This is a genomic window from Deinococcus radiopugnans ATCC 19172, assembly GCF_006335125.1.
Taxonomy (GTDB): domain Bacteria; phylum Deinococcota; class Deinococci; order Deinococcales; family Deinococcaceae; genus Deinococcus; species Deinococcus radiopugnans.
Genome location: NZ_VDMO01000013.1, coordinates 85,911 through 99,693 on the forward strand (window position 1 = coordinate 85,911; position 13,783 = coordinate 99,693).

General features: G+C 71.4%; 12 protein-coding genes. 6 read left to right on the plus strand and 6 right to left on the minus strand.

Annotation, left to right across the window (positions count from 1 at the left end; translation table 11 throughout):
- Positions 1-81: 81 nt before the first annotated feature.
- Positions 82-2,961: a GAF domain-containing protein gene (locus tag FHR04_RS12955; protein ID WP_139403807.1), complete on the plus strand. Its 2,880-nt coding sequence runs from the start codon at positions 82-84 to the stop codon at positions 2,959-2,961.
- Here the strand turns inward: FHR04_RS12955 and FHR04_RS12960 are convergent.
- Positions 2,945-3,766, minus strand: coding sequence for a nitroreductase family protein (locus FHR04_RS12960; protein ID WP_139403808.1), 822 nt, complete (start codon positions 3,764-3,766; stop codon positions 2,945-2,947). The genes FHR04_RS12955 and FHR04_RS12960 overlap by 17 nt on opposite strands.
- A gap of 34 nt (positions 3,767-3,800) precedes the next feature.
- A complete protein-coding gene (locus tag FHR04_RS12965; protein ID WP_139403809.1) occupies positions 3,801-4,826 on the minus strand; it encodes a YkoP family protein in 1,026 nt (341 codons plus the stop codon).
- 166 nt (positions 4,827-4,992) lie between these two features.
- Between FHR04_RS12965 and FHR04_RS12970 the strand changes: the two genes are divergently transcribed.
- On the plus strand, positions 4,993-6,210 hold the full coding sequence (locus FHR04_RS12970) for a glycosyltransferase (protein ID WP_139403810.1): 1,218 nt from the start codon (positions 4,993-4,995) through the stop codon (positions 6,208-6,210).
- Here the strand turns inward: FHR04_RS12970 and FHR04_RS12975 are convergent.
- Positions 6,155-6,850 carry a glycosyltransferase family 2 protein gene (locus FHR04_RS12975; RefSeq protein ID WP_139403811.1) on the minus strand — a complete coding sequence of 232 codons (696 nt, stop codon included), beginning with the start codon at positions 6,848-6,850 and terminating at the stop codon, positions 6,155-6,157. The two genes, FHR04_RS12970 and FHR04_RS12975, sit on opposite strands and share 56 nt — an antisense overlap.
- Before the next feature lie 53 nt (positions 6,851-6,903).
- On the opposite strand from FHR04_RS12975, the gene FHR04_RS12980 reads away from it, so the two are divergent.
- Together FHR04_RS12980 and FHR04_RS12985 are read left to right on the plus strand one after the other, a co-directional pair.
- Positions 6,904-8,145 carry an MFS transporter gene (locus tag FHR04_RS12980; protein ID WP_039681620.1) on the plus strand — a complete coding sequence of 414 codons (1,242 nt, stop codon included), beginning with the start codon at positions 6,904-6,906 and terminating at the stop codon, positions 8,143-8,145.
- Between the two features lie 83 nt (positions 8,146-8,228).
- Positions 8,229-8,891, plus strand: a complete 663-nt coding sequence (locus tag FHR04_RS12985) for a polysaccharide deacetylase family protein (RefSeq protein ID WP_249039117.1) — start codon at positions 8,229-8,231, stop codon at positions 8,889-8,891.
- Between the two features lie 9 nt (positions 8,892-8,900).
- On the opposite strand, the gene FHR04_RS12990 is transcribed toward FHR04_RS12985, so the two are convergent.
- Together FHR04_RS12990 and FHR04_RS12995 are read right to left on the minus strand one after the other, a co-directional pair.
- The gene (locus FHR04_RS12990; RefSeq protein WP_139403813.1) at positions 8,901-9,578 is read right to left on the minus strand and encodes an NUDIX hydrolase; all 678 of its coding nucleotides are present in this window, start codon (positions 9,576-9,578) and stop codon (positions 8,901-8,903) included.
- A gap of 104 nt (positions 9,579-9,682) precedes the next feature.
- Positions 9,683-11,689, minus strand: a complete 2,007-nt coding sequence (locus tag FHR04_RS12995; protein WP_249039118.1) for an amylo-alpha-1,6-glucosidase — start codon at positions 11,687-11,689, stop codon at positions 9,683-9,685.
- Between the two features lie 200 nt (positions 11,690-11,889).
- On the opposite strand from FHR04_RS12995, the gene infC reads away from it, so the two are divergent.
- Both infC and FHR04_RS13005 read left to right on the plus strand, forming a co-directional pair.
- The gene (gene infC / locus FHR04_RS13000; RefSeq protein ID WP_139403815.1) at positions 11,890-12,561 is read left to right on the plus strand and encodes a translation initiation factor IF-3; all 672 of its coding nucleotides are present in this window, start codon (positions 11,890-11,892) and stop codon (positions 12,559-12,561) included.
- Between the two features lie 152 nt (positions 12,562-12,713).
- Positions 12,714-12,959: a glutaredoxin domain-containing protein gene (locus FHR04_RS13005; RefSeq protein WP_139403816.1), complete on the plus strand. Its 246-nt coding sequence runs from the start codon at positions 12,714-12,716 to the stop codon at positions 12,957-12,959.
- Between the two features lie 100 nt (positions 12,960-13,059).
- Here FHR04_RS13005 and FHR04_RS13010 read toward each other — a convergent pair whose 3' ends face one another.
- Entirely contained in the window at positions 13,060-13,695 is a 636-nt protein-coding gene (locus tag FHR04_RS13010; RefSeq protein WP_170213950.1) for a TapB family protein, read from the minus strand.
- Positions 13,696-13,783 lie beyond the last annotated feature (88 nt).

Below are 13,783 nucleotides of genomic sequence, written 5' to 3' on the forward strand. Positions count from 1 at the left end.
CGGTACGCAGGGCGCGGTCTTTTCAGCATTCAGACCTTTAGACTCTTAGACCTTTAGAACCTTAGACGGCGGAGCCTCCCCATGACCCCCCTGCCCCCCACCCTCGCCGCCGCCCAGACCGCCCGCGCCTTCGCGGCGGCGCTGGCCGAGTACGCCTGTCAGGTTACGGCGGCCCACGGCGTGCAGGTGTGGGTGGCCGAGGGGGCGGGCGGGCGTCTGGAGACGCTGGCCCAGGAGGGGCGCGGCCTGGGCCTCAGTGACGGCACGCTGGCCCGCCGGGCGCTGGACGGGGGCCAGCTGCTGGAAGAGGGCATGCTGGCCTGTCTGCCGTTTGGCTGCGGGGTGCTGGAATGTGTGGGGGCCAGCCCCGCAGGTCTGACGGGACTCTCGGCCCTGGCGCCGCTGCTGACGCTGGCCCTGGAGGGCGTGCAGGCCCGTGAGGCCCGGCGCGGACGTGGGCGCGTGGCCGAAACGGTGGAAGCGCTGGTGCGCCGGCTGGGCGGCAGCCTGGACTTGGCCGAGGTGCTGACCGGCACGGCCCAGAGCGCGGCGCAGGCGCTGGGCTTCTCGCGCGCCTTCGTGGCGCTGTTCAACGAATTTGGCGAGGATGGGGCCAGAACCGGGGACGTGTTCTCGCACGGCTTCGACGAGGCGTTCACCGGCGGCGTGGGCGTCGGCCCGACCAGCATGGAAACCCTGATCCGGCGCGGCGAGGCGATCCGCTTCGAGCGGGCCAGGGACGCCGACTCGCCGATGGCCCAGGGGCTGCTGGAACTGAGCCCGGAAGCCGCCGTGATCGCGGCCCTCAGCGCGCGGGGGCAGGCGCTGGGGGTGCTGTACGTGGACAGCCGCACGCCGGGCGCCACCGCCAGCGAGGACGACGCCCGGCTGGTGCTGGCGCTGGCCGAGCAGGCGTCGCTGGCGATTGACAATGCCCGCCTGTACGGCATCGAGACCCGCAAACGCGCCGCCGCCGAGGCGCTGCGCGAGGCCGGGGCGGCGCTGGCGGGCAGCCTGCACCTGGGTGACACCCTGTCGCGGGTGCTGGAGAGGGCCATGACCCTGTTCCGCGCCGACGCGGCGGCGGTGTACGAGGCCCAGCCGGACGGACGCACCCTGAGCATCCGCAGCGCCGTGGGCCTGCCCAGCGAGTACGTGCTGCGGGTGCGCGCCAAGATGGGGGCGGGCGTGACCGGACGGGCCGCTCAGGGGCGTGGGGCCGTGGCCGCGCATGACCTGGCCACCGCCCACTACGGCGGAGGCAGCCGCTACACCCGGCAGCTGCTGGCCCAGAACCGCTACCCCTACAAGGGCGTGCTGGGGCTGCCGCTGGTGACCCGCAGCGGGGTCTTCGGCACCCTGACGCTGTACTGGGAGGCGCCGCTGCCGCTGGACGACGACGATCTGGCGCTGGCCGACGTGTTTGCCGCACAGGCGTCGCTGGCGGTGGAAAACGCCCGACTGTACGAGGAGGAGCTGCGCCGCGAGCGCGAGGCCGCCGTGCTGCTGAACGTGGGCCGCGTGCTGGGCGACAGCCAGGACGACGCGGCGCTGGCCGGGGCGGTGCGCCTGACCACCCTGGCCCTGAACGCCGGGCGCGGGCTGATCGCCCTGACCGACGATCTGGGTGAGGTGGCCCGCTGCGCGACGTTCAACCTCTACCCGCCCACCCCGGAGGAACTGACCGCGCTGAAAGCCCAGCTGGGGCGCGGCCCTCGCCCCCTGCCCCGGCGGGCCTGCCTCCCGGTGGCCGGCAGCGGGCTGATCGTGCCGCTGGGCGACGAGGGCCGCCCCCTGGGCTTCCTGTACGCCGACGATCCCGGCCCGGAGGCCCCCGGCGATCACGCGCTGCAACTGGCCCGCAGCGTGGCCGATCAGGTGACCCAGACCCTGACCCGCGTGCGGCTGCTCTCGGCGCTGGAGCGCGAGGAAGCCCGCTACCGCCAGCTGGCCGAGGGCGCCCATGACCTGATTCTCAGCGCGGACGCGGGCGGCACCGTGACCTACGCCAACCCCGCCGCCACCCGCCTGCTGGAGCCGCTGACCGGGCCGCTGGTGGGGGGCCGCCTGCTGGCCCTGCCCACCCCCGCCACCCGTGACGCCCTGCACGCCGCCCTGGACGCGGCCCGCACCCGCAACGCCGGGGGCCGCGCCGAGATCCAGATCGGCCCGTACCGCCTGGAAGTGCGCCTGAGCGCGGTGGAGGCCGGCCCCGGTGAAACCGATTCCGGCGTGCTGCTCGTCGCCCGTGACCTCTCGGAACTCCAGACGCTGGCCGACGAGATCACCCGGCGCGGGCAGGCGCTGGAGGCCGCCACCTCGCGCCAGAGCGAACTGCGCACCTACCTCGCGCTGTTCACCCAGGCGCAGGAGGAGGAGCGGCGGCGCATCAGCCGCGAGCTGCACGACGATACCGCGCAGGTGCTGACTGCCTCGGGCCGCCGGGTGGCGCGGCTGGCGCGCGAGCTGAGCGGCGAGCAGAAGGAGCGCGCCGACGACATCCTGGCCGATCTGAACGCCGCGCTGGACAGCGTGCGCCGCTTTGCCCGCAACCTGCGCCCCAGCGTGCTGGACGATCTGGGGCTGCTGCCCGCGCTGGAATGGCTGGCCGGACAGGCGCAGACCCCCACCCGGCTGGAGGTGGGCGGCCAGGAACGCCGCCTGGACGCGGCCACCGAGCTGACCGTCTTCCGGCTGGCGCAGGAGGCGCTGAACAACGTGGACAAGCATGCGGGGGCACTCAGCGCCGCCATCCGCGTGATCTTCGGGGAGGGCGGCGTGGAGGTGGTGATCAGCGACGACGGCCAGGGCTTCACGCCCCAGCAGGCCGAGGCCCGCGCCCAGCAGGGCCACCTGGGCCTGACCGGCCTGCGCGAACGCGTCGCCCTGGCCGGGGGAGAACTGGACGTGGACAGCACGCCGGGGCAGGGTACGGCGCTGCGGTTCAGCCTGCCGGGGTAGGGACAGCCTCGTCCGTCGGCGGCTCAGGCAGAAACCCCCGCCCCCTCAGCGCGTCCAGCACCTGCCGTGAGGTGGCGGCGTAGGCCTCCGGGTCATACTTGTAGGGACTGGTGTACATCTGCGCCAGCGAGGTGATGCCGCCTTCCTCGCACATGGCCCGCAGGCGCGGCATGGACATGTAGCGCTGCCAGCCGCTCTCCTCGCGCGCCCGGTACAGGTCTTCCAGCTCGGCTGTGCTGGCCTCCCGGTACGTTTCGTCGTGAACATAGGCGCGCAGCGGCAGGCGCTCGCGCCGCTCGGGTTGCTCGTCGGGCACGCCCACCGCGATGGTGGTGATCGGCAGGCAGGTTTGGGGCAGCTGAAGGTAGTCGGCAATCTTCCCCATGGCCTGCAAGGTGGTGCCCATGTAGCAGAGGCCGTAGCCCCGCGCCTCGAAGCCCAGCGTCACGCTCTGGGAGATCAGCATCGCCTCGTTGGCGGCCACCTGATAGCCCAGGAAGTTGTTGAAGTTGTCGCACGCCCCGCGCAGCCGCAGCCACTGCCGCGTGCGGTGCCAGTCGGCGCAGAAGGTGATGACCAGCGGCGCCTGCAGCACGAACTCCTGCTCGCCGTGCAGTTCGTACAGCCGCCGCTTGCGTGCCGGATCACGGGTCACGATCATGGAGAAGCTGTTGAGGTTCCCCGACGAGGACGTGCCCACGACGGCCTCGTGCAGCACCTCATCAAGGGTGGCCTGCGGAATTTCATCGGGTTTGAATTGCCGGATGGAACGGTGGTTGAGGAGCGTCTGGGCCACAGTCTGCATGTCCGGAACTATAGGGGGCGGTCTCCCCGCCCGCTCAGCCGTACTTTGCCAGAAACGCCTCGCGGGTCATCCACGCCAGCTTGGGCTGCGGTTCGCTGGGCGGGCGGGCCGTGCCGTACACCAGCCGCAGCACGCGGAAACCCAGGCCGTACACGCGGGCGCGCAGGGGCGGCAGCGGCAGCAGCGCAAAGCCGCCCTGCTCCAGCTGGGCGTGAAAGAGGGTCACGGCGAACACGGCCTGGGCCTCCTGCAATTCGGGCCGGGCCTTCATGGCGGCGGCCACGTCTTTCAGGCTGCGCAGGTAGGCGCGGTAGGCGGTCAGCGCGCTGCGGCCCGACAGACCCACGATGCGCGGCGAGTGCAGATGCAGCTCGGCGGTGGGAGTGTCGCGCGGCAGGGGCAGCGGCGCGGGCGCGTGATCCAGCGCGGCCACCCGCATCACGGCGTCGGCGCGCACGGCCAGATCGATCACGCCGTGCTCGCGGGCAAAGTTGGCCTCCACGGTGTGGGTGTACACGTGCAGCAGCAGGTCGCGCGGCCCGGCCGGCCGCCAGCCGGGCACGTCGCGCACCGGCACCGGCCGGTAGCCCAGCGCCCGCAGGTGCCCCAGCCCCTCTGCGAGCTGTTCCGGCAGCACGCGCACGGTCTGGCCCGGCTGCGGCGTGTCCAGCGGCGCCGGCAGCGGACGGATGCCCTGCGCGGCCAGACGGCGCAGGCTGGCGCGGCCCAGACCGTCGGCGGCCCAGCTTTGAACCAGCTGGGCCGAGGCCGCCTCCAGCGCGCTGGGCGAGTCCGGCAGGCCCGCCCCGGCGATCTCGTGCCCGGCCTGGGCGGCGGCGTACAGGGCGTCCGGCTCCAGGCCGGCCAGGACGGGGGAGACCAGCACGGTGACCTTGGCACCCGCCTCCTGCGCCGCGCCCAGCACGCGCTCAAGCTGCGGCGCGTCCTGAACCGGCACGGTCACGCCAACCTCGGGGGCGCCGGGGTGGCCGCCGGCCCACGCGCCGTAGGCCCCGGCGCGAAGCTGGGCGGCCAGCAGACGGGACGGCAGGGCAGACATGCCGCAACTGTAACGGGTTCGCACGGCGCGAATGCGGCGGCGCCCCACCAAAGGTGGACGACACTCTCATTCCCGGCGTCGTATGCTCCTGTCTAGCGATGCTTCAGACCTCTCCTTTTCCCGCAGGATGGCCCCTCCCGGAACGCACGTCTCCTGGCGGGAACCGATGAGACCGCTCCGCATCGGCCTGTTCACCGATACCTTCTTGCCCGATCAGAACGGCATCGTGACCAGTGTGGGCCTGCTGAGCGACGAGTTGAGGGCGCTGGGCCATCACGTGGAAGTGGTGGCCCCCGATTTTCCGGACAACGTGGACACCCGGCCCGACGTGCGGCGCGTGCCCAGCCTGAGCTACCTGTTCCTGCCCACCTACCGGCTGGCGTGGCCCACCCGCAAGGATTTTGAACAGAAGTACGACGTCGTGCACACCCACACCCCGCTGACGCTGGGGCTGGCGGGGGCGCGGCTGGCCCGCAAATGGAACGTGCCGCACGTGGCGACGTACCACACCCACATCGAGGCGTACACCCACTACGTGCCGGGGGTCACGGCCCTGCAGCGTCACACTGGGGCAGTCACCCGCATCATGGGCCTGCTGTACGGCCGGGCCGACGCCGTAATCACGCCCACCGCCGGGGTGTTGGACGTCCTGCACGCCATGCGGGTGCGCAACCCGGTGGTGATTCCCACCAGCATTGACCCCCGAGTGCTGCACGCCGCTCCGGCCATCGAGAATCCCTGGCCGGCCGGCAAACGCCGCCTGCTGAGCGTGGGGCGGCTGGCCCGCGAGAAACGCTTCGATCACGTGCTGGACACCGTGGCCGAGCTGCCCGACACGCATCTGGTGGTGCTGGGCGAGGGGCCGGAACGGGTGCATCTGGAGGCGCACGCCCGCCGTCTGGGCATCGAGGGCCGCGTGAGCTTTCTGGGGGTCAAGCCCTGGACCGAGATCGGCGCGTATTACCGTCTGGCCGAACTGTTCCTGTTCGCCAGCGACACCGAGACGCAGGGGCTGGTGCTGCAGGAGGCCGAGCTGATGGGCGTGCCGGTGGTGGCGGTGGGCGCCCGCGGCACCCTGAGCAGCGTGGCGCATGGGCGCAGCGGCTATCTGGTGGCCCCGGCGGACGTGAACGCGATGGTCCACCACTCCCGGGCCATTCTGGGCGACGCGGCGCTGTGGGGCCGGCTGTCGGCCGGGGCGCGCGACTTTGCGTCCGGGACCACGCCTGCCGGGGTGGCGGCGCGGGTGCTGGACGTGTACGCCGCGGCGCTGGGCATGCCGCGTGACGTGCCCTTTCCTTCAGAGGCTGGGCTGGCCGCCGCTGGTCTCAGCGCGGCGGGTCTGGGTGCGGCGCCTCAAAGTACCCTCGCGTATGACCAGTGATGTTGCGCAGGTGCTGCCACGCGAAGGGCAGCGCGCCCCGCTCCAGTCGGCGGGCACTGGTCTGCACCAGCGCGCCCGGCACGTAGGCCACCGGGCCCAGCCGCGCGAGGGCCTGTCCCAGCATCACGTCCTCGTAGGCTTCTACCTCCGGGTAGCCGCCGGCCAGCAGCGCCGCCTGACGCGAGAAGGCCATGTTGGCCCCGGCCAGATTGGGTTTGCCCACCACCCGGCAGCCGTGCAGAAAGCCGCTGTAGGCCTGCTGCGAAAGCCAGCGCCAGTGGGGGGCCACTCCGCAGAAGCCCATCGGGCCGTACAGGGCCGCCCGTCCGGGGGTGGCGGCGTCCAGCCGCTGCAGCCACTGTGGGCTGGGCAACGAGTCCGCGTCGGTGGTGGCGATCCAGGGGCTGCGGGCGGCCTCCAGGCCCCACTGCCGGGCGCGGGCCACGCCGGGCCGCGTGCAGTGCAGCACCCGCGCGCCCCAGGCCTGCGCCACCGCCACGGTGCTGTCGGTGCTGCCGTTGTCCACCACGATCACCTCGGCGGGGGCCTTGCGCTGCGCCTCCAGCGCCCGCAGGGTCAGGGGCAGGTACGCCGCCTCGTTGCGGGCCGGAATGATCACCGAGAAATCGGACACGGCCATAGGCTAGCAGGCACGGCCCCGTTTGCCGCCGGGGGTTGTGGGGGCGTGGGACCGTGAGCGTGGTGGCCGCGTGGCAGGACCGTCTGCCCGTCAAACCCGGCACGCTGCCCGGCGTGCTGGTGGCCGCGCTGGTGCTGGCCTGCTCGGAGTTTGTCCGCAGCGGGTTGTACGGAGCGTATCTGCCGCAGGCCACTGGCACGCTGCTGGGGCTGCCCAAGGCGGACGCGGTGGCGGTGGCGGCCACAGCCTTTACCATCCACTTCATCAGCGACACCGTCATGCGCGGGCCGGCCGGGGCGCTGATCAGCCGCTTCGGCGTGCGGGCGGTGATGCTCGCGGGCGCAGCGCTGTCGTTGCTGGCGCTGGGAATCATGGCAGAGACGCACACCGCCTGGGTGCTGCTGCTGGCGGCGGCGCTGCACGGCGTGGGCTTCAGCGCCATGTGGCCGGGGGCCATGAACCTGACCGCCGACGCCACCCGGGACAGCCACAAGGGCCGCGCGGTCACGGCCATCAGCCTGGGCGTGATGCCGCTGATCGGCGCGGGCTTTCTGCTCCTGGGCGCGCTGGCCGAACGCCCCCGCGCGCTGGTATTCACCATCGTCCTGGCGGTGCTGGCGGTGGCCCTGCTGGCGGCCCTGTTCGTGCCGGACCGCCTGCGCCGCGCCGCCACCGCCGAGAGCCAGCCGAACCGCCGCGCCCGCCTGAAAACAGCGGTGGGCGCGCTGGCCCCGCTGTTCCCGGCCGCCTTTATGCAGACCCTGACCATGACCCTGCTGGGGCCGCTGCTGTTCACGCTGTACCGCGATCTGGGCCTGACGTACTGGGGCATGGTGGCGCTGCTGGGCACCGGGGGCGCGGTGGCGTTCGGCAGCTTGCCCCTGACCGGGAAGGTGGCCGACGGAGGCCACGCCCGGCTGGCCGTCACCCTGGGCTTCGCGCTGCTGGCGCTGGGCCTGGGCGGCATCGCCACCACGCCGCCGATGTGGGCGCTGTTCGTGCTGGCCGCGCTGGTGGGCGTGGGCTACGCCTTCATCATGCCCGGCTGGGCCGCGCTGGTCACGGGCCGCCTGCCCGAGGCCGAACGCCCCGCCGCCTGGGGCGCGCTGATGACCGTGGAGAACGTGGGCACCTCGCTGGGGCCGCTGGTGGGGGCCTTCGCCTACCGCACGCTGGGGCCGACGGGGCCGTTCATCACGGGGGCGTCGCTGGCCCTGCTGACCGCGCTGGGATACGTGGTCTTCCGCCACCTGCTGACCACCCGGCACGAGACAGGGCTGGAGGGTGGAGCGTAGGCCGTATGCGTGACGCCTGTGCCCTTCGAAAATCTTCTGACCGTTTCCTCCTGATCCTCCCCGCACTCGGGCTCCTCGCCGCCGTGCTGGCCGATGTGCTGGGCCGCGCCGCTGGCTGGGGCGCACTGGGCAGTGGGCCGCGAGACTCAGACCGGGTGGCCCTGACTTTCGACGACGGCCCCTCGCCGCGCACGCCCGAACTGCTGGCCATCCTGGCCCAGCACGATGCCCGTGCCACCTTCTTCGTCACCGCGCCCGCCGGCAAGGCGCATCCTGACCTTCTGCACACGCTGCTGGACAGCCCCCACCAGACCGAGGCTCACGGGCGCTGGCACCGCCACGCGCTGCTGCTGACGCCGGGGCAGGAATGGAGGCAGATTCGCTGGCATCCCCGCGCCGGGGCCGCCGGGCCGCTGCTCTACCGCCCGCCCTACGGGGGCCACAGCCCGCTGACCCGCGTGCTGGCGCGGCTGGCCGGACGGCAGATTGTCCTGTGGGACGTGGAGGGCCGGGACTGGACCGCTGCCGACGCGGCCACCCTGGCCCGGCAGACCCTGGCCCGCGTCCGGCCTGGCAGCGTGGTGCTGCTGCACGACGGCCCGGAGGTGACCCCCGAACTGCTTCGACTGTTGCTCGGCGGGTTGGCGGCGCGTGGGCTGCAGGCCGTTACCCTGAACGAGCTGCCCGCCCAGCACATCGGGCTGCGGCAGGGGTGGCGGCGCGTCCGCGCAAGCTACGGGGGATAAGCCTGCCGTCTACAGCGCCGCCACCCGCACGTTCTTGGCCCGGCGGTACAGCTGCGCGGGGCGGCCCACGCCGCTGCGCCGCTCGCCGCTGGGGGTCAGGATGCCCTGGGCCAGCAGGCGTTTGCGGAAGTTGCGCTTGTCCAGCTGGCGGTTCAAGATCGCCTCGTAGACCGTCTGCAATTCGGGCAGGGTAAACGTGTCGGGCAGGAACTCCAGCGCCAGATTGGCGTATTCCAGCCGCAGTTGCAGCCGCAGCAGCGCCCGCGTCAGGATCGTCTGGTGATCGAAGGCCAGCCGGGGCGGGTGATGCGCGCTGAGCCATTCGGCGCCCAGGGTGTGCCCGCCGCCGCTGACGCTGACGGTGCCGTGCGGCAATACCGCCAGATGCGCCACGCTGACGATGCGGCCGCGCGGATCGCGGCCCACCTCGCCAAACGTGTAGAACTGCTCCAGGTGGCGTGGTTCGAGCTGCACGGTGGTCTCGGTCCTCAGCTCGCGCAGAGCGGCCTCGTGCAGTTCCTCGCCGGGCTGCACGAAGCCGCCGGGCAGCGCCCAGTCCCGCGCGTGCGGCAATTCGCCGCGCTGCACCAGCAGCACGCGCAACTCGCCGCCGTGCATGGCAAAGGCCGCAATATCCACCGCCAGGCCCACCTGGGTGGCCTGGGGCGGAAGGGCGAGGCCAAGCATAGGCGTGATGCTAGGGTTAGTGTCTGGTGGACGTCAAGTTGGCGTGTCTAGCCATAAGTGTGTTGGTGCTCCGGAATGAATCCGTTCTGGGACACGTTTTCATCTTAGTTTTGGGCAGCTGCCTGCTGCGCTTCAGCCTGCCTGACCAGCACATGGCCGCGCAGCAACTCGGCCACGCTCCACGCCTGGAAGGGGCAGCCCCCCGGCGTCAGCGTGTCCCCGCTGAACACCTCCGAGACGTGGCCGACGCCCGCTTCCCAGACGTGGCCGCTCAGGCCGGTCAGCGCGGCACGGGCCTGCGCCACCTCGCCGCGGGAGAGCAGCAGTTCCAGGTACGCGGTCAGCGGCCAGGGCCACACGGTGCCCTGGTGGTAGGCGGCGTCGCGCAGCACCTGCGGGCCGCCGTAGTTGCCCCGGTAGCGCGGATCACGCGGCGACAGGGTGTGCAGCCCCAGCGGCGTCAGCAGCTCGGTTTCGGTCTGGCGGACGGCGGCTTCCACCTGCTCAGGTGTGGCGGGCGTGTCGGGCAGGGCCAGCGCGATGGCGGCGTTGGGGCGCACGCTGAGGTCCAGGGGGCCGTCCGCGTCCAGCACGTCGGCCCAGGCCTGGCCGTCCCAGAGCTGACCGAAACTGCCACGTGCCTGCGCCCACGCCTCCGTCAGTTCCGGCTGTTCTCCCACCGCCTCCGAGAGCCGCTTTTCCGCGCCCAGCGCCGCGATCCACAACCCCTGAATCTCCACGGGCTTGCCGTGACGCGGCGTGACCACCCAGTCCTCAATCTTCACGTCCATCCAGGTCAGTTGTACGCCCGCTTCTCCGGCCAGCAGCAGGCCGTCTGACGCGTCGCTGCGGACGCCGTGATCGGTGCCGCGCAGGTGCCAGATCAGCAACTCGCGGAGCTGGGGCAGGGCTTTCCGCGCAAAGTCCAGATCGCCGCTGGCCGCCACGTAGCGTTCCAGCGCCACCGCCAGCCACAGCGCCCCGTCCACCGTGTTGTAGCCCGCCCCCTGGCCGTCCTCGTGGAAGTGGTTGGGAATCAGGCCGCGCCGCACCGAGCGCAAGAAGGTGTCCAGCAGGTCACGGGCCTCGGCAAACCGTCCGGTCAGCAGGGTCAGGCCGGTCAGCGAGATCATGGCGTCGCGGCCCCAGTCGGCAAACCACGGGTAGCCCGCGATGACGCTGGTGCCGGCTGGATTGGTGCGCCGCACCAGATACGCGTCCGCCGCCACCGCCAGCGTGGCCACCAGTTCGTCCGACACCCCGCAGGTCTGCTGGGCCAGTTCGACCAGTTCGCGGCGGCGGGCAGCCTCCTGCCCATAGGCCAGCCAGGGATCGGGAATCTCGGGGGTGGTGTCGGTCAGCCCCTGGACCACCAGCGCCACCTCACCGCCGCCTGCCGGAAACTGAACCTCCCACAGCGCCGCGCCCAGCGCGTAGTCGTGATCGGGTTCGCCGCGAGCCGCGTCGTGGCGGTAATACACGCGCTGGGGAAACGGCTGGGGGGCCAGGGGGGTGAGCTGTGGGTCCGGGGCATGAATCTGGACCCGCGTGCCGCGCTCGCCGCGCACGGTGACCTCTGGCCCGTTCGCCTCAAACGTCAGGCGGGGCGCCTCGGTGTGGACGTGGTGCATGTCGCGGTCCACGAAGTAGCCGCCCAGCGTCAGCGTGACCGCCTCGCGCGAGTCCACCGTGTACAGGTAGACCGCCGCGCCCGCGTGGGCCGGGCTGACCACGCGCCGCGTCACGCGCACGCCGCCCACCGCCTGCACCCGTTCGGGCAGCAGATCGCGCAGGGTCACGCCGCTCAGCACCTCCAGGCCACGCCCCTCGAACACGCCCGGAGCGAGTTCCAGGGCGTGCAGGGTGTGGCGCACGCCGCCCACGGTCAGCACCTCCAGCGGCGAGACCAGGTGGGTGAAGCGCTGTACGGGCGGCAACTGGCTGACCACCAGCCCCGAGTAGCAGCGCGTCGGTACCCCAGCCATGCTGGAGAGTGCGAACCCGCCCAGCCCGTCGGTCAGCAGCACTTCCAGATCGGCGTTGCGCGCGCTTTGCGGGCCGTACCGGTGGGTGTGGGCGGGGGGCGGGGCGGGGGGGAAGAAGCCACTCATACCCGCAAGCATGGCAGAAACGTGTCTGCGTCAGCGTAGGGGTCCCCATTTGACAGAAGGTTCATGCCCACAGAAAGACCGGGGGCGTGCGTGGTAAACTGACATGTTTATCCGCAACATCTCTTGTGAGCGTGAATGCGGATGCAGCCGTCCTAATCCGCCACTGTGTGGCGCTGCCAGCGTGCAGGGGGCGTGCGGAGGTGATGAATATAGCGAAAGATCATAAGGTCAACGAGCAGATTCGCGTCCGGCAGATTCGTCTGATCGGCGGCGAGGGTGAGCAGGTGGGCATTATCGACACGCGCGAGGCCATGAACATGGCGCGTGAGGCGGGACTGGACCTGGTAATGGTCAGTCCACAGGCCGTGCCGCCCGTCTGTCGCCTGCTCGATTATGGCCGCTTCCGCTACGAGCAGCAGCAGAACGAACGAGAAAACCGCAAGCGGGCGCGCGGCCAGGAAGTCAAGGCCATCAAGTTCCGGGTCAAGATTGACGCGCACGACTTCAAGACCAAGACCGGGCACGTGCGCCGTTTTCTGGAAGAGGGCCACAAGGTCAAGGTCACCATCATGTTCCGTGGCCGCGAACGCACCCACCCGGAGCTGGGCGAGCGCATTCTGGTGCGCGTGGCCGAGACCCTGGCCGATATCGGCGTGCCGGAAAGCAACCCCAGCATGATGGGCATGGACATGAACATGATCATGACCCCACGCGCCGCGCCCGCGCCCAAGAAGGAGCGTGAGGACGGCGTGGCCGCCGCTCCCCAGTCGGAGGCCCAGGCCCCCGCGGCCCAGAGCGCTGCCGAGCCCACCACCCCGGCCCAGTCCACCCCCCAGGCGGACGCGCCTGCCGAAGCCCCCGCCTCGGCGTAAGCCCCCAGGGCAACGAACGGCCTGCCCGCGTGGTGGGCCGTTCGCCTTTGATGAACCCGGCGGCTTGCCATCCCTGCTTTATTTTGTAAACTGATGGGGCGGCAAGACCGAACGGACAAACCGCATCCCGACCACCACCCAGGAGGACTTCCATGATCAAGATGTACACCACCAGCTGGTGCCCCGACTGCACCGCCGCCAAACGCGCCCTGACGGGCAAGGGCCTGGACTTCCAGGAAATCAACATCGAGCAGGACGCCCAGGCCGCCGAGTACGTCATGAGCGTCAACGGGGGCCGCCGCAGCGTGCCCACGCTGGTCAGCGGCGACGTGGCCCACAGCCTGAGCGGCTTCCGCCCGCAGAAGCTGGACGCCTTCCTGGCCGAGGCCGGGCTGTAACCCCAGATTTCAGCGTTCTACGGTGCAACGGTGCGGTGACTGGCGACAGTCCGCACCGTTTTTCATCGGACAGATGGTGAGCGCGGGCCTTTGAAGGGCGTTATTTCTGGAGGGCCAGCAGTTCAGTGGTGCTGTAGCTGCTCTGCGATTTCACCAGCCCCACGCCCTCGGCGTACCATTCCTCGAAGTCGTTCATGTCGCGGTTCAGCGGGATCGGCCCCACGCGGCCCACCACCCGGTAGCCCACCCGGACCTTCCAGGCGTCGAAGGTGCCGGCGGGCACGCTGACCTTTTCGCGGCCCAGCACCTGCCGCTTTGCCGTCAGGGTGGCCTTGCCGCTCAGCAGACCCTGCCGGCCTTCCAGCTCCCACACCAGGGACCACGCCGCGCCCGCTTTCCAGGCCGGGGCGGCGGCCACCTGCGTCCCGCTGACCGCCGCACGGGTCAGGGTGATGCTGCCCAGTCGGGGCGGCTGCAGGCCAAGCTGCGCGCCGCCGACGCAGGTGTACCGGGCCGTTTCCAGCGGCTTTCCGGCGCTGGTGGACTGTTCCTGAAAGCCCGTTCCCGTCGCCGCCCGGCTGAGCGCGTAGCTGGAGGCGGGTTTCTTGCCGTCGCTGGAACTCACGCGGTAGGTCCAGACCCAGCCCGCCTGTACCGGACTCATCGGGTTGTCGCAGGCCGCCGGGGCGGCCCCCGCCACGCCGCCGCTCCAGAGCAGGAGTCCACATGCCTTCACGCCCACTGTCCTCCAGCCTATTGCCCGCCAACGATCCATGCCCCCAGGGTAGCGGGTTCGGCGCTGGCCCTGACGCGCAGGGAAGGAC